20 protein-coding genes are annotated in these 19,087 nt (G+C 71.1%); 9 read left to right on the top strand and 11 right to left on the bottom strand.

Going from position 1 to position 19,087, the window contains the following annotated elements; all coding sequences use genetic code 11:
* Positions 1–120: 120 nt before the first annotated feature.
* Both KV097_RS05090 and KV097_RS05085 read right to left on the bottom strand, forming a co-directional pair.
* Positions 121–1,488, bottom strand: a complete 1,368-nt coding sequence (locus tag KV097_RS05090) for an ABC transporter substrate-binding protein (RefSeq protein ID WP_220344988.1) — start codon at positions 1,486–1,488, stop codon at positions 121–123.
* Between the two features lie 14 nt (positions 1,489–1,502).
* The gene (locus KV097_RS05085) at positions 1,503–2,660 is read right to left on the bottom strand and encodes a carbohydrate kinase family protein (protein WP_220365236.1); all 1,158 of its coding nucleotides are present in this window, start codon (positions 2,658–2,660) and stop codon (positions 1,503–1,505) included.
* A gap of 38 nt (positions 2,661–2,698) precedes the next feature.
* Here KV097_RS05085 and KV097_RS05080 point away from each other — a divergent pair, with 38 nt between their 5' ends.
* The 3 genes from KV097_RS05080 (at position 2,699) to KV097_RS05070 (ending at position 5,462) form a co-directional block, all read left to right on the top strand.
* Entirely contained in the window at positions 2,699–3,511 is an 813-nt protein-coding gene (locus KV097_RS05080) for a DeoR/GlpR family DNA-binding transcription regulator (protein ID WP_301022015.1), read from the top strand.
* Complete coding sequence (locus KV097_RS05075) at positions 3,508–4,845, top strand: 6-phospho-beta-glucosidase (RefSeq protein WP_220344990.1); 1,338 nt, start codon at positions 3,508–3,510, stop codon at positions 4,843–4,845. The genes KV097_RS05080 and KV097_RS05075 overlap by 4 nt, the downstream gene beginning before the upstream one ends.
* A gap of 104 nt (positions 4,846–4,949) precedes the next feature.
* On the top strand, positions 4,950–5,462 hold the full coding sequence (locus KV097_RS05070) for a hypothetical protein (RefSeq protein WP_220365235.1): 513 nt from the start codon (positions 4,950–4,952) through the stop codon (positions 5,460–5,462).
* A gap of 74 nt (positions 5,463–5,536) precedes the next feature.
* Here KV097_RS05070 and KV097_RS05065 read toward each other — a convergent pair whose 3' ends face one another.
* Positions 5,537–5,887, bottom strand: coding sequence for a DUF4352 domain-containing protein (locus tag KV097_RS05065; protein WP_220341495.1), 351 nt, complete (start codon positions 5,885–5,887; stop codon positions 5,537–5,539).
* A 238-nt stretch (positions 5,888–6,125) separates the two neighbouring features.
* On the opposite strand from KV097_RS05065, the gene pepE reads away from it, so the two are divergent.
* The gene (gene pepE / locus KV097_RS05060) at positions 6,126–6,845 is read left to right on the top strand and encodes a dipeptidase PepE (protein WP_220365234.1); all 720 of its coding nucleotides are present in this window, start codon (positions 6,126–6,128) and stop codon (positions 6,843–6,845) included.
* Positions 6,846–6,901: 56 nt separating this feature from the next.
* Here the strand turns inward: pepE and KV097_RS05055 are convergent, their stop codons facing one another.
* Entirely contained in the window at positions 6,902–7,387 is a 486-nt protein-coding gene (locus KV097_RS05055; RefSeq protein ID WP_220341497.1) for a nucleoside deaminase, read from the bottom strand.
* Positions 7,388–7,493: 106 nt separating this feature from the next.
* Here KV097_RS05055 and KV097_RS05050 point away from each other — a divergent pair, with 106 nt between their 5' ends.
* Together KV097_RS05050 and KV097_RS05045 are read left to right on the top strand one after the other, a co-directional pair.
* Positions 7,494–9,089 (top strand): flavin monoamine oxidase family protein, encoded by a 1,596-nt coding sequence (locus KV097_RS05050; protein WP_220341498.1) that lies wholly within the window; start codon positions 7,494–7,496, stop codon positions 9,087–9,089.
* A complete protein-coding gene (locus KV097_RS05045; protein WP_220341499.1) occupies positions 9,086–9,751 on the top strand; it encodes a Rid family hydrolase in 666 nt (221 codons plus the stop codon). The genes KV097_RS05050 and KV097_RS05045 overlap by 4 nt, the downstream gene beginning before the upstream one ends.
* Positions 9,752–9,853: 102 nt before the next feature.
* Here the strand turns inward: KV097_RS05045 and KV097_RS19100 are convergent, their stop codons facing one another.
* From KV097_RS19100 to KV097_RS05030, 4 genes are all read right to left on the bottom strand, one after another.
* Positions 9,854–9,976 (bottom strand): hypothetical protein, encoded by a 123-nt coding sequence (locus tag KV097_RS19100; RefSeq protein WP_255559181.1) that lies wholly within the window; start codon positions 9,974–9,976, stop codon positions 9,854–9,856.
* 81 nt (positions 9,977–10,057) lie between these two features.
* Complete coding sequence (locus tag KV097_RS19675) at positions 10,058–10,714, bottom strand: Rho termination factor N-terminal domain-containing protein (protein ID WP_220341500.1); 657 nt, start codon at positions 10,712–10,714, stop codon at positions 10,058–10,060.
* Positions 10,715–11,021: 307 nt separating this feature from the next.
* Entirely contained in the window at positions 11,022–11,630 is a 609-nt protein-coding gene (locus KV097_RS05035; RefSeq protein WP_220341501.1) for a MurR/RpiR family transcriptional regulator, read from the bottom strand.
* Between the two features lie 21 nt (positions 11,631–11,651).
* Positions 11,652–12,587 carry an LD-carboxypeptidase gene (locus KV097_RS05030; protein WP_220341502.1) on the bottom strand — a complete coding sequence of 312 codons (936 nt, stop codon included), beginning with the start codon at positions 12,585–12,587 and terminating at the stop codon, positions 11,652–11,654.
* Positions 12,588–12,702: 115 nt separating this feature from the next.
* Between KV097_RS05030 and KV097_RS05025 the strand changes: the two genes are divergently transcribed.
* From KV097_RS05025 to KV097_RS05015, 3 genes are read left to right on the top strand one after another with little or no spacing between them, the layout of a single operon-like run.
* Positions 12,703–13,203: a hypothetical protein gene (locus tag KV097_RS05025; RefSeq protein WP_220341503.1), complete on the top strand. Its 501-nt coding sequence runs from the start codon at positions 12,703–12,705 to the stop codon at positions 13,201–13,203.
* 26 nt (positions 13,204–13,229) lie between these two features.
* Positions 13,230–14,627, top strand: a complete 1,398-nt coding sequence (locus KV097_RS05020) for an MFS transporter (RefSeq protein WP_220341504.1) — start codon at positions 13,230–13,232, stop codon at positions 14,625–14,627.
* Positions 14,624–16,096 (top strand): aminotransferase class V-fold PLP-dependent enzyme, encoded by a 1,473-nt coding sequence (locus KV097_RS05015; RefSeq protein ID WP_220365233.1) that lies wholly within the window; start codon positions 14,624–14,626, stop codon positions 16,094–16,096. The genes KV097_RS05020 and KV097_RS05015 overlap by 4 nt, the downstream gene beginning before the upstream one ends.
* Before the next feature lie 3 nt (positions 16,097–16,099).
* On the opposite strand, the gene KV097_RS05010 is transcribed toward KV097_RS05015, so the two are convergent.
* From KV097_RS05010 to KV097_RS05000, 3 genes are all read right to left on the bottom strand, one after another.
* Positions 16,100–17,362 carry a helix-turn-helix domain-containing protein gene (locus KV097_RS05010; RefSeq protein ID WP_220341506.1) on the bottom strand — a complete coding sequence of 421 codons (1,263 nt, stop codon included), beginning with the start codon at positions 17,360–17,362 and terminating at the stop codon, positions 16,100–16,102.
* 436 nt (positions 17,363–17,798) lie between these two features.
* A complete protein-coding gene (locus KV097_RS05005) occupies positions 17,799–18,002 on the bottom strand; it encodes a cold-shock protein (RefSeq protein WP_139105401.1) in 204 nt (67 codons plus the stop codon).
* A gap of 295 nt (positions 18,003–18,297) precedes the next feature.
* Complete coding sequence (locus KV097_RS05000) at positions 18,298–19,023, bottom strand: hypothetical protein (protein WP_220341507.1); 726 nt, start codon at positions 19,021–19,023, stop codon at positions 18,298–18,300.
* Between the last annotated feature and the right edge of the window lie 64 nt (positions 19,024–19,087).

Genomic DNA, 19,087 nt, shown 5'->3' with positions numbered 1-19,087 from the left:
GGCGGTTTCGTTCGGCGCCCGCTGGGGGCTCGCGGGGGGGACGGTGGCGCGGCCGCCCGCCGGGCGGGGCCCGCACGCTGCGTGCGGGCCCGGCCGGGACGGTCACCGTCTCGTCCGTCGTCACTCGTTCGTGTCCGTGAATTCCGAGTAGTTCTTCTCGATCGCGTCGAGGAACGCCGACGTGTCGACCGATCCGTCGCTGAGCTTCTGGAGCTGCTGGCCCATCAGGTCGCTCATGTCGGGCGTCGCCCAGTCGAGGTACGGCACGAGCGAGTCCTGCTCGGTCACCGTGCCCCAGGCAGCGATGACCTCCTTGGCCGCGCCCTTGGCGATCGCCTCGTCGCCGTCCACGACGGGGAGTCCGCCGTTCGCCTGGATCACCTTCATGGCCTCGGCATCGGTGAGGAAGTCGATGTACGCCGCGGCGGCGTCGGCGTGGTCGCTCGCATCGGTGATCGCCAGCGGCAGTCCCGTGCCGCCGGTGACGGCAGGCTCGCCGACCGGACCCACCGGTGGGAGGGCGAAGCCGAGGTTGTCACCCATCGCCGCCTCGAGGTCGGCCTGGTACCAGGTGCCGCCGATCATGAAGACGCCCTGGCCCTTGGCGAAGTTGCGCCATGCGGTGTCGTTCGGGACGGCGTTGAACTCGGGCGTGAGGTAGCCGTCCTTCACCCACGAGACGAAGAGGTCTGCACCCTCGACGTTCTCCTCCGACGTCCACGAGGCACCCTCGCGCCCGTAGCCGAGCGCACGCGTATCGTCCCGCGGGACGTACTGGTTCATCGCGACGGCGTAGTCGTGGATCGCGGGCCAGGCCTCGGCGTTGCCGAGCTGGACGGGCAGCTCGCCGGCCGCTTTCGCCGCCTTCATCGCGTTGTCGAACTCGTCCAGCGTCGCCGGCGGCTTGAGACCGAGCTTGGCCAGCTTGGCCTTGTTGTACCAGAGGCCGACCATCTCTCCGACCTGCGGCATCCCGAAGAGGCTGCCCTCGCCGAACGTCTTGCCGTCCTTGCTGTACGAGGCGGTGCTGCGCACGGACTCCGGGTAGCGCTCGTCCCAGCCGTACACCTCGGCGTACCCGTCGAGCGACTGGATGAGCCCCGCGGCGACGAACTGACCCATGTCGGCTCGGCCGTTGTTGACCTGGACCACGTCGGGCGCGTCGTCATTGGTGATGGCGAGGCGGACGGTCTTCTGGAGGTCGTCGAACGACTTCGACGTCCGCTTGATCGTGACGTTGGGATACTTCTTCTGGAACGCCGCGTTGAGCGCCTCGATCTGCTTGGCCTGACCGCCGCGAACCTCCTGGTCCCAGACGTCCAGCGTCAGGTCGCCCATGGCGGCGACGTCGGTCTCGATGTCGCTCGCCTTGGCGTCCTTGCTCTCCTGGTCACCTCCGTCGCCGCCCGGCGTGCAGGCAGACAGTGCGAGGACGGCGCTCACCGCGGTGACGGCGAGCACCGACTTCCATGCGGGGCGGTGGGACATGGCGGCTCCTGTGGTCATTCGCCGGTGTCGGCGATACGGAAATCCCGACGACGAGGCTGGGACGCGTCGTGCCGGGGGTGGTCGTGCTGGGTCCCGACGAAACCGATCGTCGCGACGGCACGACCGTACGTCCTGTGCTCGACGGTGGTCAGAACGTCGTCCAAGAACGCGTAGTCGCGGGCGAGCCAGGAGCCCGGCTCGACGGCCTCCCACCAGTCGCAGACGGCCGCCCAGCCCGGGGCCGCGAGAGCTCCGCCGAAGTCCCGCACCGACAGCGCGGCACAGAGGTTGGCGAAGCGCAGACGCTGGAGCAGCGGCCACTCCCGCAGCGTGCCGGCGACGAGAGCGGCGAGGAAGACGTCACCGGCGCCGGTCGGGTCGAGCGCGGGCACGGTCAGCGCGGGGGCCCAGGCGGTCTCGCCGCTCTCGGCGTCCGCGGCGTACGACCCCGAGCTCCCGGCCGTGACGACGGCGAGCGGAACCCAGTCGCGGATCCTCTCGAGCGCTGCGCCGGGAGAGTCGGTGCGGGTGTAGGTCATCGCCTCGATGGCGTTGGGCACGAAGGCGTGGCAGCCCTCGAGCCGAGAACGCAGCGCGGCGGCGTCCCACGTGTCGGTCGGGTCCCAGCCGACGTCGGCGAAGACCAGGGTGCCGTCCGCGATCGCGTCGTCGACCCAGTCGGGACGCTCGGCGGCGAGGTCGGCGAACGCCGCCCGGGCCCGCGGGCGCGGCGGCGTGCGGTCGTCGGTGCGCGGAGGGTTGTGGGCATGGGTGATCATCGCCCGGTCCTGGTCGTAGGCGAGCGACACCGTCACGGGGGAGTGCCAGCCGGCCCAGCGGTGGGAGGTCGTGAGGTCGATCGCCTCGTCGTCGGCGAGGGTCGACCAGAGGTAGTCGCCGTACATGTCGTCGCCGAACGCCGCGCCGAGCGAGGTCCGCAGGTCGAGGCGCGACGCCGCGACCGCGAGGGTGGCCACGCCGCCGGGGCTCGATCCCATGCCGGACGTGAGAACCTCCCGCCCTCCGACGGGCGCCTCCTGCAGGCCGGTGAAGATGATGTCGAGAAAGACCGGACCTGTGACGAAGAGGTCGAACTCCGCATCTGCCGCCGCCTGAGCCATCCCGTGAGTCTCGCTCAACCGCGCATATCCGCGCAAGTAGTGATCGGTCATGAGTGCGCATGCGTAAAAGTGACTGTTATGGTCACCGGGTGCGCGCAAATCTCCGCCATGAACGGCTGCTCGACCTGCTCGAGACGAGCGGGCCGGTCGACGTCGCCACCCTGGCGCGTGTCCTCGACGTGAGCGACGCGACCATCCGCAGGGACCTCTCGGCGCTGGAGCGCACCGGCCGTCTGAGACGGCTCCGGGGCGGAGCCGCTCCCGCCCTGGAGCGCGAGGCGCCGTTCGAGCGCGTCGCCACCCAGAACCCGATGGAGAAGCGGGCGATCGCCGAGCACGCGGCGACGCTCGTGCCCGACGGCGCGGTGGTCCTGCTCGACATCGGGACGACGACGAGCCTGGTCGCGCGGCTGCTGCGCGGGCGGACGGTCACGGTCATCACGTCAAGCCTCGCTGTCTACGACGAGCTGCGCGACGACCCGGTCGTCGACCTCATGCTGCTCGGCGGTCTCGTCCGCACCAACTACCACTCCATGGTCGGCTTCATGACCGAGCAGGCGATCGCCCAGGTGCAGGCCGACGTCCTCTTCCTCGGCACGAGCGGGGTCCGCGAGGACGGGTCGGTGTTCGACACGACCGCCGTCGAGGTCCCCGTCAAGAAGGCGATGCTGCGGGCTGCCGACCGGGTCGTGCTGCTGGCCGACCACACCAAGCTCCCCGGCGGCGGATACGTCCGCGTGTGCGGGCCGGACCAGTACGACGCGCTGGTCACCGACCGCGACGTCGACCCCGACGCAGCCCGCGTCTTCGCCGAGGCGGGTGTCGAGCTGCACGTCGCTCGCGCGCTCGCCGCAGCCGGCTCGTCGTCCGAGGACCGCGCCATCGTCCAGGAGGCCCTGTGAGACTCACGATCGTCGGCGGCGGAGGCTTCCGGGTCCCGCTCGTCTATCGCGCCCTCGCCTCGGACGCAGGGGCGTCCCGGGTCGACGAGCTCGTCCTCCACGACACGAGCGACGCCCGGCTGCGTCGCATCGCCGCCGTCCTCGCCGACCTCGCACCCGGACTGCCGCACGCGCCGCGGATCAGGGTGACGACCGATCTCACCGAGGCCGTCACGGGCGCAGACTTCGTCTTCTCGGCGATGCGCGTCGGAGGCCTTGCCGGTCGCGTGTGCGACGAACGGTCGGCGCTCGGCGTCGGGCTCCTGGGGCAGGAGACGACCGGGGCGGGCGGGGTCTGCTACGGCCTGCGCACGATCCCCGTGGCGCTCCGGCTCGCTGAGGTCGTACGGCGCGCCGCGCCCGAGGCGTACGTCATCAACTTCACGAACCCCGCGGGCATGGTGACCGAGGCGATGTCGGCGGTGCTCGGGCGCCGCGTGATCGGGATCTGCGACTCGCCGGTCGGGCTGTTCAAGCGCGTGGCGCGCGTTCTCGGGTTGCCGCGGGAGACCATCACCTTCGACTACGCCGGCCTGAACCACCTCGGTTGGCTCCACCGCGCCGTGGTCGACGGCCAGGACGTGCTCCCCGATGTCCTGTCTCGGCCGGACCAGCTGATGCAGATCGAGGAGGGCCGGCTGTTCGGCCCGGAGTGGCTGGCCTCGCTGGGGACCGTGCCCAACGAGTACCTCTGGTACTGGTACTACACCTCCGACGCCGTCGCGGCGATCACGGAGGCGGGCACGACGCGCGGGGAGTACCTGCTCGATCAGCAGGAGCGCTTCTACCGCGGCGACGGTGACGCCCTCGGTGGCTGGGAGCGCACCCGGCTCGACCGGGAGGAGACCTACATGGCCGAGGGACGCGCGAGCACCGACGCCGGTGAGCGCGACGACGAGGACCTGGACGGGGGTGGCTACGACCGGGTCGCGCTGGCGCTGATGGGAGCCATCTCGGCCGACGAAGGGGCCGAGCTGGTCCTCAACGTGCCCAACGACGGCACGCTCGACGCGGTCGACGATGACGCCATCGTCGAGGTGCCGTGCACCGTCGGTGCTGACGGTCCGCGACCCGTGGCGGTCTCGCAGCTCCGTCCGCACGAGCGAGGCCTCGTGAGCACCGTGAAGGACGTGGAGCGGATGACGATCGAGGCCGCCACGTCGGGTTCGCGGTCGGCGGCGCTGAAGGCGCTCGCGCTGCATCCGCTGGTCGACTCCGTCACTCACGCGCGACAGATCCTGGACCGCGAGCGGGAGGCTCTCCCCGAGCTCGCCCGCGTGCTGGTCAACCCCTGATCCCGGGGCGGTGGAGCGTCGCCGTGACGGCCTCCTGCAACGGTGCCGTCCGCTGGCCCTGTCGCGGGCGACAGTGGAGGAGCCCTCGGGGAAGGAGCACCGTCATGAGGACTCAGATCATGACCATCACCGTCGGGATGGCCTGCACCGCAGCGCTCGCCCTGACCGCGTCACCGGCCGGCGCCGACACGCGCGCCCGGACCGACGCACGCCGTGACGCACCGGCGTCGATCGACATCTCCCGGGCCACCTATCGTCACACCGGCAGCCGCGTGTCCACGACGATCCGCGTCCCGCACCTCGGGAAGCGGGGCCGGGCGAGTCTCGCGATCAGCCGGTACGGCATCTTCGAGGCGGGCTACGTCGCCGTGGTCCGCAAGATGCCCGGGCAGCGCGCCAAGGCCCGGTTGTTCTTCTTCGACCACTTCCAGAACAGGCCCCGCGCATGCATGGGTCTGCGAGGCACCTGGAAGCGGTCGACGGGCACGATCACGGTCTCCGTGCCACGCACCTGCCTCCCGGGTCATCGGACCCGCCGGCTGTACGTCGCCGCCCGCACGATGAGAGGCGACGCGTTCGACGACGCGCCTGCGGTCACGCGCCTTCGTCGAGGCTGACCGGCGTGACGCGTCACATGTCGCGGTCACGCTTCGCCTCGGCGAGCCGTACCCAGCATCCGTTCTCGCGGGGCTCAGGAGGCGAGGTGGAGGCGACGTCCTGTCGGGCCGTCACCGCGGACGATCCGTACGGCGCCGCCGGCGGCCTTCGTCCGCGGGACGTCGAAGACGACCTTGACCCTCTCCTTGGAGTACGGCGCGACCACGACCTCGTCGGCCGGCCAGAGTGCAGGCACGGCCGGGTCGTGCTGGGTGCCGTCGGCCGCGAGGAAGACGGCCGGGACCGTCGAGACGGCGACCGCACCGTCGCCGCGGTTGCTCACCTCGACCTCCGCCACCACGAAGACGTGGTTGGGGCCGGGTCGTCGTCCGTCGAGGCTCCGCCGTACTGCTGAGCCGGCGACGCTCAGGTCGATGCCGTACACGTCGTGCTCCTTCGCTCAAGATCCGGGAGCAGCCGTCCGAGCGAGCGCTGCTCCTTCACTTCTACAACGTCTGGAGCGATCCCACAGGACGGGGGTCGGCGGTGTGAAAACGGTCATACTGGTCTCGGGTCGGTCCGCCGACCCGAGATCGCCGCGCCGCAAGAATTCACCAGGCGGTGACTCGCGGCCTCGAGCGCGGAGCGGGACAATCGCACGAGCCGCTCCACGAGGAGGCCCTGTGCGACTGCTCCTTCTGTCCACCTCGACCTTGCACGGCGAGGACTACCTGGCGTACGCGCTGCCGACGATCGCGGGCCACCTCCCGAGCGGTGGGAGGGTCGCCTTCGTCCCGTATGCGCTGGCCGACCGCGACGCCTACACGGCGAGAGCTGCCACAGCGCTCGCGTCGGTGGGCATCACCGTCCAGGGGGTCCATCGTGCGTCCGACCCGCGGGCCGTGGTGGACGCCGCCGACGCGATCTTCGTCGGGGGAGGCAACACGTTCCGTCTTCTGCGCGCGCTGCAGCGGACCGGCCTGCTCGCCACCATCGCTGACCGCGTGCGCGACGGCGTGCCGTACGTCGGATCGAGCGCCGGCACGAACGTCGCCTGCCCGACGATCCGTACGACCAACGACATGCCGATCACCGAGCCGGCGGGACTCACGGCCCTCGGGCTCGTGCCGTTCCAGATCAACGCCCACTACGTCGACGCGGACCCGGCAAGCACCCACATGGGTGAGACGCGGGAGGAACGCCTCGAGCAGTTCCTCGAGGACAACGACGTCCCGGTGCTGGGCATGCGTGAGGGTGCCTGGCTCGAGGTGACCGAGACGACGGCACGTCTGGGCGGGGTCTCCGGATCCCGGCTGCTGCGACGAGGTGCCGAGCCGGTCGAGCTGCCCCCGGGCGCGGACATGAGCGACCTCCTCGAGGTGTCGACCCGCTACGACACGTGAGGTAGGACGTTCTCCGGTCGCACGTCGTCACGCGGGCTTAGCGTCGTCAACAATCGTCACACCGGCCGGAAGCACCGCTCGTACAGTGCCTCCATCTCGGCGGCGAGCGCCTCGACCGGTCCTTCGACCGCGAGGCCCGGGGCGACCGTCGTGATCGGCAGCGGCGCGACGGGGGAGGGGCCGACGCCCCACTCCTCTAGTAGCGCGGCGAGCCGCGTCGACGCGACGACGTAGACGATGCGGCCGAGGCCCACCCAGGCATGGGCGGCCGAGCACATCGCGCAGTGCTCGCCGGAGGTGTAGACGGTTGCGGACGCGCGGTCCTCGGGCTCGAGGTTCTCGACCGCCCACCGGACGATCGCGAGCTCGGGATGACGGGTGTGGTCACCGTCCTTCTCGCGGTTGTGGTCCTCGAACAGGACGGTGCCGTCTGCGCTCACCAGCACGGACCCGAAGGGCTCGTTGCCCTCGTCGAGCCCGATGGCCGCGAGCGCGACGCAACGGCGGAGGTGGCGGAGGTCGTCGTCGGAGAAGCTGCTCATGCAGGCAGTCTTCCGCGCTCGGTGACCGAAACGAAACACGTGACCGGAGGTGGCGGAAACATGACGTTCCTACGGTCGGCGCAACACCTTCAGCAAGGAGCGCGCCATGCCCCAGACTCGACGCGACTTCCTCAAGCAGGTCGGCATCGCCGGCGGCGCAGGAGTCATGCTTCACTCGATGGGGGCGCTCGGGCTGAGCCCGGCCGCCGCCGCGGAGACCCCACCGTTCACTCCTCCCAAGGCCTCCGAGCTCGCTCGGCACGGCCGCAAACGTGTCCTCATCCTCGGTGGCGGCATCGCCGGCCTGACCACCGCGTACGAGCTGGGCAAGGCCGGCTACCGGTGCACCATCCTGGAGGCCCGTGATCGGCCCGGCGGCCGCAGCTGGAGCGTCCGGGGCGGGACGACGGAGACCGATCTCAAGGGACAGACGCAGAGGGCGCGTTTCTCCCGAGGGCAGTACATGAACGCAGGCCCGGCCCGGCTCCCGCAGCACCATGTGACCGTCGACTACTGCCGCGAGCTGGGGGTGGAGCTCGAGACGTTCGTCAACCAGAACGCCGACGCCTACCTCTATCGGACCGGCGCGCACAACCTGGCAGGGCAGCCGATCCGCCACCGCGCGGCGAAGGCCGACGTCTACGGCTACGTCTCCGAGCTGCTCGCGAAGGCGACCGACCAGGGTGCCCTCGACACCTACCTCACCCAGGCCGACAAGGACGCCCTGATCGCGCTCCTCCGCAACTTCGGCTCGCTCGGGGCGAAGGTCGCCGGTGACCCGTCTGCGAGCTACCGCTACACCGGCAGCGGACGGCGAGGCTACGCGATCGAGCCGGGAGTCACCGCCGGGGAGCCGATCGCGCCGTACGCCTTGTCGGACGTGCTCGCGTCGGGGATCGGCAACTACTTCTCGTTCGAGCTCGGGTTCGACCAGGCGATGCAGATGCTCCAGCCCGTCGGCGGCATGGACCGGATCGCGTACGCGTTCGAGCGGGCGATCGGGCGCGACAAGATCGAGTACGGAGCGGAGGTGTCGGCCTTCGGCAACACGAGCACGGGTGTCGAGGTCGAGTACTCGACGGGCGGCCGCCGCACCAAGAAGGCCACCGCCGACTTCCTCGTCTGCACGATCCCGCCGCACCTCGCGGCGACGATCCCGAGCAACCTGCCGCCCGAGGTCGTCTCGGCTCTGGCGTACGCCCGGCCCAGCAACGCCGGAAAGATCGGGCTGGAGTACGACCGACGCTGGTGGGAGCTCGACCACAAGATCTACGGCGGGATCACGAACGCCGACAACGAGCTGGGCAACGTGTGGTACCCGTCCTCGGGCTTCCACGGAGAGCGAGGCACCATGATCGGCTACTACAACACCGGTAGCAACGCCACCACCTACGGGACGCTCACGCCGCGGGGGAGGCTCGCCAAGGCGCTGGACCAGGGCGCGGCCATCCACGGCGACGTCTACAAGCAGGACCTGCGGTCGTCGTTCTCCGTCGACTGGGCGTCGACGAAGTACAGCGAGGGCGCGTGGGTGGGCTGGCCGTCACGGACCGACGGGAACTACGACAGGCTGCTCGAGCCCTCCGGCAACGTCTACTTCGCCGGCGACCACCTCTCGTACACGATCGCCTGGCAGCACGGCGCGATGGTGTCCGCGCGTGCGGCCGTGGAGTCCCTGCACACCCGGGTGGTGTCGGCATGAGCGCCCGTCGCCGTACGGCGGTCGCCGTCGCCGCGACCGCGCTCGTGTGCCTCCCGGCCAGCGCGATCGCGCACGGCACCTTCGCCAAGCCGCCGAAGCCCGGCACCGCGGTGCCCGCGCTTCCTGTCGGCCAGGACAACCCGATGATCGCCGAGGGCGTCGCGATCGGCGCGAGCACGCCGGTCTACAAGTCCAGCGGGCTCGGCCCGTCGGCGCTGAACGCCGCGGCACCCGCGGGATCCGAGCAGCGCTACGTCGACACGGCAGTCTTCCCCGACGGCGTGCTGCCGCCGGGGGTGACGATCACGGAGGCGCAGGGCATCAACGTGCTGCGCCGCATCGGCGAGAACCTCGCTCGGCAGGGGCTCTCGTACGACGACGTCATCACGATGCGGGTGTTCCTCCAGAACCCGGCGGGGGCCGCCACGGCCGACTTCGCCGGGTGGAACCGGGCGTACCGGCAGTACTTCGCCAACACCAGTCTGTCGACGAGGAAGCCGATCGACGTGCCCCTCGGGACGGCGGCGCCCGCGCAGCCGTTCGTCGTCAACCCGGCACGGCCGTCACGGTTCGCGCTGGAGATCGAGAACCTCCCGGTCGCCGGCTGGCTCGTCGAGGTCGAGGTGGACGCGGTCTATCCGTCCAAGGGACGAAAGCACTGAGAGGCGCCACATGGGCACGCCTCAGACCAGGCCAGAGCGCCGATCGTGACCGGCTGACCTGGTCGACCGACGCGTCTCCCGCTGCAGCGGGGCGGACCCGGCTCAGGCCGTGTCCGCCCCGCCGCCTCGGAGCGAGCGGACGGCGAGCGACGCGACGCCGAAACCGGCGATCGCAGCAGCGACGAAGATGATGATGCGGCGGCGCCGCGCGGGGCCTGAGAACACGTGGGGGCCTTTCGTTTCCCGAGAGAGCTGGCGCGAACGCCGTCGACGAGCCTAGCGCGCGCGAACGAGCCCCCTGAGCGCTCAGCTCCCGAGCCGCGAGACCAGCTCCGACTTCGACATGCCCGAGTAGCCCTTCACGCCCTTCTCCCGAGCAGCCTTGCGGAGCTCGGCGACGGTCATGGAGGCGTACGGCCCGCGGGCGCTCGAGCCGCCGGACGCGGTCTTCTTCGCGGTGGTCTTCTTTGCCGTGGTCTTCTTGGCGGCGGTCTTCTTGGCGGCGGTCTTCTTCGCGGTGGTCGTGCTCGCGCTGCTCTTCTTCGCAGCGGTCTTGCCCGTCGTCCTCGTGGCACCGGTGCGTGACGCCGACGTGTTCGTGTCGTCACGCGGTGCGACCCGGCGCTGCGAGGTGTCGGGTGCCTTCGGCGGGCTCGAGATCTCAGACGGCGCCGCTGAGACGTTCGTCGATGCCTCTTCGGGTGAGCCGCCGAACGGTCCGGGGACGACGGTCTTGCCGAGCCGGGCGAGCTCGTCGCGTGCGGAGTCGACGGTCTCGGCGATCTTGCGCTGCGCCGACTTCGACGCCTTGCGGATCGCCTTCTCCGCGTCGGCGCGCGACCTGTCGGTGTCCTTGCGCGCTCGCTTGAGTCGGTTCGTCGCGTCGTCGAGCGCTCGCTCGAGGTCGGCAACGCGCTTGCGCAGCTCGTTCTCTGCCTTGCTGGGCTTGCTGTTCTTCGCCACGGGTCCTCCTTGCTCCACTGCTCGTGAACGTCACGGCACGGTCAGCGTAGGCGCGATCGCGCGCGTGCGCGCTCTCGCGCGGGACGCGCCGCCGAGGGTTCGCGTGGCGAGGCCGTAGCCACGAGAGGGGCCGCTCTCGCCGGGGGAGACATGAGCGGCGCCCTTCGTGGCGATCCACCGGATCGGGCAGGGGGTCGACATCCCGACCCTGTCACTCTGAATAACGCACGAGGGTGGCCGAGATATCGCACGACGGAGCGTGGTTTCGGTCACGTGTCCAAGAGGAGCGTCACCGACTGCTCGGCGGTCACTCGATGTACAGGTCGAGAACCTCTCCGAGGTGGTCGCGCTGCGCACTTCGGCGGCCGGCGCCCTTGGCGCTCGCCGCCGTCAGCGACGCGATGACGCTGATCACGAGGCTGAGGCTGGAGGGTGACTGGCCGAAGGAGACGCCGGGCGGTGGGACGAGGACGACGTCGGCGCCGAGCTGGGCCAGAGGTGCGTCGGGCGAGTCGGTGATCACCAGCAGGCGGCCGCCGGCGTCGCGGAACGCCGCCGCGATGTCGATCGTGTACTTGCGATAGCGCTGCACCGAGAACGCCACCATCGCGTCCGAGCTCCGCACGTCGCTCAGCACGTCGATCGGCCGGATGATGGTGCCGTCGACCAGGTGGACGTTGGCGAGGCTGGCGCTCAGGTCGAGCGCCAGCAGCGACGCGTACGAGAACGACTGGGTGGCGCCGATGACGAATCGTCGTCGGGCGCCGACGATCTGCGCGGCCATCTCTTCGAGCGTCGGGTCGGTGAGGATCCAGTCGAGCATCGCGTCGAGCTGCGTCCGCTGCTCGTCCACGAGCCGGCGTTTGAGCAGCGCGGCGGATCGTCGCTGCGGACGGGCAGGCGTGCCGTCGCTCATCCGTACTCCTGACGTGAGAGGTCAGTGGATCGTAGCCGTGTCGACGATCGTGAGCGATGGGATAGACGCATCCAGGACCGCACTCACCCCGAGCGGGACGCTCTCCGCCGCGGCGGCGTGGCCGAAGCCGAGCTCCCAGGCGACAGGGATCCCGAGCGGTGCGAGCAGCTCTGCACAGACGGCACGGACCTCCTCGGGCTGGCCGCAGTCGAGCCAGCTGCCGAGGACGACCCCCGTCACGCCGTCGAACCAGCCGGAACGGAGAAGTGACACGAGGAGCCCGTCGATGCGGTACGGCTTCTCGTCCACGTCCTCGAGAAGGGCGACGAACGGCCCCGGCGCGCGGGGCGGTGCGGACCGCGTTCCCGCCGTCATCGCCAACATCGTGAGGGTGCCTCCGATCAGCGTGCCGGAGGCGGTGCCGGGGATCAGCGTCTCCGCGCCCTCGGAGGAGTAGACGCGGGCGCGGAAGGGCTCGACCACCGCGCGTCGCAGGCTCGCCGTGGCCGCCGGGTCGTCGAGCAACGACAGCGTGCCGACCATGGGGGTGAACCAGGTGGGAACACCGACGACCTCGCGCCAGTACTCGTGGAGCGCGGTGACGTCGGAGCTGCCGTAGAGCGGCTTCGGCCGCGCCGACCGCAGCGCGGTGGCGTCGAGGTGGTCGAGGAGACGGACGGAGCCGTAGCCGCCGCGGACGCAGAAGATGCCCTCGATCGAGGGATCGCACCACGCCTCGACCAGATCGGCGGCACGGCCCTCGTCTGTCCCGGCCAGATAGGACGCTCGCGGATGCACGCCGCGCAGATGCCTGCCTTCGACGGGTTCGAGACCCCACGAGCGGAGCAGCGTCGAGGCACGGTCGACAAGTTCCGGCACGACAGGGCCGGCCGGAGCGACCAGGGCGACGCGAGCACCGGTCGGCAACGGACCGAGCGGACGGGCGCAGCTGGTCACGTCGAGCCTCCTACCTGGGGACGACCGTCACGCGAGGGCGCGGCTGTGGACGACCGGACTCCGGCGCTGCTCGCCACCCTAGGTTCGTGGTTCCGACCGACACCGGGAGACCTCCATGGAGACCGTACTCGTCCAGCACCGCCGCCGTGCCCGCCGCACCGACGTGCCCGACGGCCCCGACTCCGATCCCGGTGTCCGCGGCCGCGCCTATTGGAGCCTGTGGCGGCACCGTCACTTCCCGTGGGCCGCGCTCGACGACGGCGTCCGGGTGCTCCTCCTCGAGTCGTGGTCGAGTGGCGGACGCCTGACGTGGTTGGTGGAGGCCCGTGACGTCCTCCGGGCCACGGTCAGCTCTCAGGACGAGGTGGTCGACACGGTCGCGGCGTGGGCGGGGGAGTCGGCCGACGACGTGGCACGGTCCGACTACCTCGTGGCCAGCTCGGTCGAGTCGGGTCTCGTCCTGGGCTTCCGGTCGGAGCCTGTCACGTGGCTGGGTCTCGAGCGACCCGCCGACCTGCGTCTGGACCGCAACGGTTGGGCTCTCGCGCGGGTCGACGAGCTCGCGGAGTGGGGCGTCGAGCTCCCCGAGCGAGACGCGACGACCCTGGACACGTGACCGTGTCGGTGAGATAGAAACGGCGCATGGACTCTGCGCCCTCGTCGACTCCCCTCTCATCCGCCACGGGACGCGGGTACGCCCTGGGGTCGGTGGCGACGGGCACCTTCGCCACCGTCCCCGGTCTGCTCCTCCTGCCGTACCTCACCGACACGCTCGGTGTCGCCGCGGGCATCGCCGGGCTGATGGTGCTCCTCCCCAAGGCCTGGGACGTCGTTCTCAACCCGATCGCGGGCCGCATCAGCGACCGCTCGACGAGCTCCCGGGGACGTCGCCGTCCCTTCCTCCTGCGCGCCGGCGTCCTCCTCGCCGTGACGTTCGCGCTCATCTTCGCCGGCCCGGCCGAGCCGACCTGGCTCGCCGGCACCTGGGTCGTGGTGCTGTTCCTCGCGTGCGCGAGCGCGTACGCGTTCTTCCAGGTCCCCTACGTCGCGATGCCTGCCGAGATGACTCTCGACTACGACGAACGCACGCGGTTGATGACGTGGCGCGTCGTCGTGCTCGCGCTGGCCATCCTCCTCTCAGGGGCGACAGCGCCGTTGGTGGTCGATGTCGTGGGCGACGCGTCCTCGGAGACGACGGGCTACCGGGTGATGGGCGCCTACATCGGGGTGATCCTGCTCCTCGGTGCGCTGGGCGCCTACCGGGGCACACGTGATGCGCCGGACCACGGTGTCGCGACGGCCGGCGGCTCGATGCGTGACCAGCTGCGGCTCGTCGCGCAGTCGCCGGACTTCCGCCACCTCCTGACCACCTTCGTTCTCCAGGCGCTGGGCATCGGCGCGATGCTCGCAGGGGTGGCATACGTCGCCGACCACCTTCTCGACAGCGGCAGCGCGACGACGCTCCTCTTCGTCGCGTTCGTCGGGCCGGCGCTGCTCGTCACGCCGCTGTGGGAGCGGGTCGCCGCGCGCCGGGGCAAACGCTACGGCTACACCGCCGCGACCGGCATCCTCGTCCTCGGGGCGCTGGGGCTGCTGGTGGCGTCGACCGGCCAGGCCCTGGCCGCGTACGCAGCGGCGGCGGTCGTAGGCATCGGCTACGCCGGCGCGCAGGTGTTCCCGATGGCGATGATCCCCGACGTGGCCGCGGACCACGCGGCGCGTACGGGCGCGAACCGCATCGGCGTCTTCACCGGCGTCTGGACGGCCGGCGAGACGTTGGGTCTGGCGCTCGGTCCGGGTCTCTTCGCGGCCGTGCTGTCGCTCGGCGGCTATGTCTCGTCCCGCGAGGGCGAGGACGTCACGCAGCCTGACTCGGCCCTCGACGCGATCGTGGTCGGCGTCTCGGTCGTCCCGGCGCTGCTCATCATCGTCAGCCTCCTGTCGCTGCGCCGATACCGGCTCGACGAGCGACTCCACCGCAACGGCGCCCACGACGCGGACGCCGACCCCACCGCGACGCCGCAGGAGCCCACCCCATGACTGTCCCGCACCGCGATGCCGACGAGATCAGAGCGAGCCTCCTGACCCTGCGCGACGGCGACCTCCCGACGCACGGGGGGAGGACCCTGGCATACGTCTACGACTCGGGGATCGCGGAGGCCGACGACCTCGGCCGGGAGGCGCTCGCCGCCTACGGCTCGACCAACGGGCTCGACCCGACAGCCTTCCCCAGCCTCCTCACGATGGAGCGCGACCTCGTCGCGTTCGCCAAGCCGCTGTTCCACGCACCCCGCGAAGCCGTCGGGACGGTGACGTCGGGAGGTACGGAGTCTGTGCTGCTCGCCGTCCAGACCGCCCGGGACGCACGGCCTGACGTGGCTCGACCGGTGATGGTGGTGCCCAGCACGGCGCACGCCGCCTTCCACAAGGCGGCCCACTACTTCGGCGTCGAGCGGGTGACCGTGCCCGTCGACCCGTCGACGATGCGGGCCGACGTGCCGGCGACGGCGGCCGCGCTGGACGAGTACGGCGACCGCGTCGTGCTGGTCGTAGCGAGCACTCCCTCGTACGCGCACGGCGTGCTCGACCCCGTGCCCGAGCTCGCAGGGCTCGCGCTGCGCCACGGCACCCGTCTGCACGTCGACGCCTGCATCGGTGGGTGGGTGCTGCCGTGGCTCGAGCGCGATGGACGGGTCCGCCATGCCTGGGACTTCGCCGTCGAGGGCGTCACGAGCATCTCGGCCGATCTTCACAAGTACGCGTACGCCCCGAAGGGCGTCTCGCTGCTGCTCCACCGCACGCCCGAGCTTCGCCGTCCCCAGTTCTTCGCCAGCGCTGACTGGCCCGGCTACACGATGCTCAACGCCACCCTCCAGTCCACGAAGTCAGGGGGCCCGCTGGCTGCCGCATGGGCGGTGGTCTCATACTTCGGCGACGACGGCTACCACGCACTGACGCGCGCAGCGTCCACCGCCACGACGGCTCTCGCGGCGGGCGTCGAGGCGACCGAGCACCTCTCGCTCGCCGCCGAGCCCGACACCACGCTGGTCGCCGTGACGACCGACGACGCGTGCGACGTCTTCACGATCAGCGACGCCATGCTCGCGCGCGGGTGGTTCGTCCAGCCGCAGATGGCGTATGGCGACCTTCCCGCGACGCTCCACCTCACCGTGTCGGCGGCGACAGCCCCTCTCGTGGACGAGCTCCTCGACGATCTCAGGGACTCCGTCGGCGAGGCGGTCGCCGCAGGTCCGATTGCCGTCGACCCTCAGCTCCGGGCGGCAGCGAGCGCGACCGACCCTGACACCTTGGACGACGCGGCGTTCGACGGGCTCCTGGCGCTGGCGGGTCTGGCGAACGCGGAGGACGGCGGGGGAGTGGCGCCGCCTGCGCAGATGGCACCGGTCAACGCGCTGCTCGACGTCGCCCCGCCGGCGCTCCGGGAGGCGCTCCTCGTCGCGTTCCTCGACCGACTGACCCGCACCGATCAGCGCGCGTCCGATCGCTGACCCTCAGTAGGCGCGGTGCCGGCCGGCGGGCGTGCCACCGCCGCCGCTGCGGATCTCGGCTGCCAGGTCCTCGCGAGTCCGGACGACCACCGGCGCCGCCGATCCCGGCAGCAGCCGCGCGGCGTCGTCCGGCAGCACGACATCGGTCTTCACCGCCTCGCTGATCCGGTACGGCATCGCGCCGAGCACCCCTCCGAGGGTCCGGCGCAGACGGGACATCTCGGCCCGGACGGTCACCGTTCGTGACGGGTCCGCGAAGAGGTCGTCCGACAGCTCGGAGGCCGAACGGCCCTCGGGGTGACGTACGAGCGATAGCAGGATCTCGGAGTGGCGGGGCGACAGCGCATGGGTCCACGAGCCGCTCGAGCTGGTCACCTCGACGACGGTCGGCGTGGAGGTGAGGTCGAGACGCACGAGCGTCATGGGGTCTCGGTCGGAACCGTCCTCGGAGAGGCGGAGCAGCCAGCCGTCCGGCACCGGTTCGGCGACGACGTTCCCGAGCTGAGGGAGCCACAGCGCGCCAGGTGTCATGTCGGACGGCAGCAGCACCCGCGCGGGAGGCTCGGTGCCGACTGTGGCGGCGGAGATGCCGTCCCGCGTGACTGCGATGGCGGGGCCGCCGAGGCGTGCGAGCATCGGCCCTGCGTGCGTCCGGAGGCGGTCGGCGTTGTCGTGGTAGACCTGCCGCAGCTGAGCCTGGGCCAGCTGCGACGCCATCACCACGTGCGGGAGCGCGAGCGGGTTGACCGCGCGCTGGCGATAGCTCAGGTCGACGACGCCCACCTGCTCTCCGGTCAGCGGGTCACGGACCGGGGATGCGGCGCACGACCAGGGGAGGTGTTCCTCGGCGAAGTGCTCGGCGGCGTGGATGCCGACCGGCGCACCCTCGACGAGCGCCGTGCCGATCGCGTTGGTGCCGACGTTGCCCTCGGCCCACGTCGCTCCCGGGACCATGCCGAGCTCGTCGGCGTGGTGGCGCAGGGGGGCGTTGCCGGCTCGCCACAGGATCGTCGCGTCGGGCGAGGTGATCGCGAGGAGCATGCCCGCCGAGTCGAGCGCGTCGCGCAGCAGCTCAGCGAGCTGGTCGACCAGCGGGCGCATCGCGCTTGCGGAGCGCCCGGCCTCGACCTCTCCCGGTGCAGCCGGCGGTGTGGGGGGAACCCCGTCAGGGCTCAGCCCGTGAGTCCGGGAGCGGTCCCACGAGGCACGGACGACGGCCCGGGGCTGGACCGCGGAGGACCGCCCGGCGAGGACGTCGGAGCGCACGCGGTACAGGCTGCGCAGGTCCACCGACGTCGTCGACGGACGCCTTGTCGCCCCTGATCCCGCCATGCCCCCCGGCCTTCCGGTCCCCGTCGCCCGCGGCGGGATGTCGTTTCCTGCGCCCCACCGTAGACCCGGCGAACCGGTCAGCCCAGGTTTTCTCGCGGCTTTCTCGTCCCTTGTGCGCTCTCACGTGTGCGCTCTCACGGCCGACGATCGTGCCCGGGCGAGCGTTGCAACCCCGTGCAACCCTTGCGCCCGCTGACCCGGCAGGGCTGGGATGGGGATGCGTTCAGGTCGAGCGGGCTCCGCTGCGGGGGTACGGAGCGCGCTCGACCTGGACGGACGGACAAGACATCGTCCGCCAGACGTACGAAGGCCCCGACACCGGTTCCGGTGTCGGGGCCTTCGTCAGAAGTCTCGGGGACGAGACGCCTTCTCAGATAGCGCGAACGTTCTCCGCCTGGGGGCCCTTCTGGCCCTGGGTGACGTCGAACTCGACGCGCTGGTTCTCGGCCAGGGTGCGGAAGCCGTTCCCGGTGATCGCGGTGTAGTGGACGAACACGTCGTCACCGCCACCATCCTGCGCGATGAAGCCGAAGCCCTTCTCGTCGTTGAACCACTTCACGGTGCCTTGCGACATTTCTTGCTCTTTCGTCGAACTGTGGAGCCGACCGTTGTCGACCCCCGTGCAGCGTTGCTCCACCCACACGATGGTCGCGGGGGCGCTTCGGCCCAGATAAGACAAAGGCACCAACGTTGAAACCGTTGGCGCCGACGTACCCACCTGCGCTGAACCGAACAACTACTGCTGGAAGCCTAGCAGGTCCGGGGGCAGTCTCGAGGGTGCGCGGGGCCCGGCGCGTGGCGGCGCTCCGAGGGCCGTGAGGCTCGTCTCGTTCCGCGCCTTCGTCGCCCCGCAGACGGCCGCTGACCGCTCAGCGGCGCTTGGCCGGACGGCTGCGAACCGTGACAGCTCGCGAGCGTGACCGGTCGTGGTACGCGTTGCGGACCGCCTTCACACGGACCTTGCGGGGCGCCGTCCACCGCCATCGCACACGGAACGTCGCGGTGCCGTCCGCACGGGTGGTCCGCACCGGCCCGACGCGTCGCCACGCTCCCCGGTGCCGGACGTAGGCCTTCACCCGGACCCCAGCCTCGGGGAAGAACCCGTACGGCCGGGCGACCCGCACGCTCGTCCCCACCCGCAGCACGGAGCCGACGCGTGGCCTGCGAGGGCGCACCGACACCGACGTCGCTGTCCGCGGCCGCCGCAGGGTCAGCCGCGTCGAGGCGAGCACGAGGGGTGCTCGGCCGGTCGCCGACGACCAGGTGACGCGAGACCGGACCGTGAACGTGCCCGGCCTCACCGCGCCCGCGCAGATCCGGAAGGCACCTCGGCCGGCCGCTCCGGCGGTGCTGGCGACGGTCGTCCGGTCGACCACCCGGCCGGTCCCGGCGACGAGGTCGACGGTCAGAGTCCAACCCGGGGCGACACCGCTCAGGGCGTACGAGAAGGGGTGTCCGAAGCAGTTCCGGTAGAGGGTGGCGCTGGTGCTCATGACCCGTCCCGAGGCGGCATGGGCAGGCGAGGTCAGCCCGGAGGTCACCAGGCACCCGCCGAGGACGGCGACGACGACGGCCAGCAGACGACGGAGGGTCACGGTCCGACCTTAGGCGACCTCGAGGTCTGCGCCACCGCACGCGTGGTTCGGAGGTTGGTACAAC

This window comes from Mumia sp. zg.B17, from assembly GCF_019550915.1.
Taxonomy (GTDB): Bacteria; Actinomycetota; Actinomycetes; order Propionibacteriales; family Nocardioidaceae; genus Mumia.
This window is presented reverse-complemented; position numbering and strand designations above follow the sequence as displayed.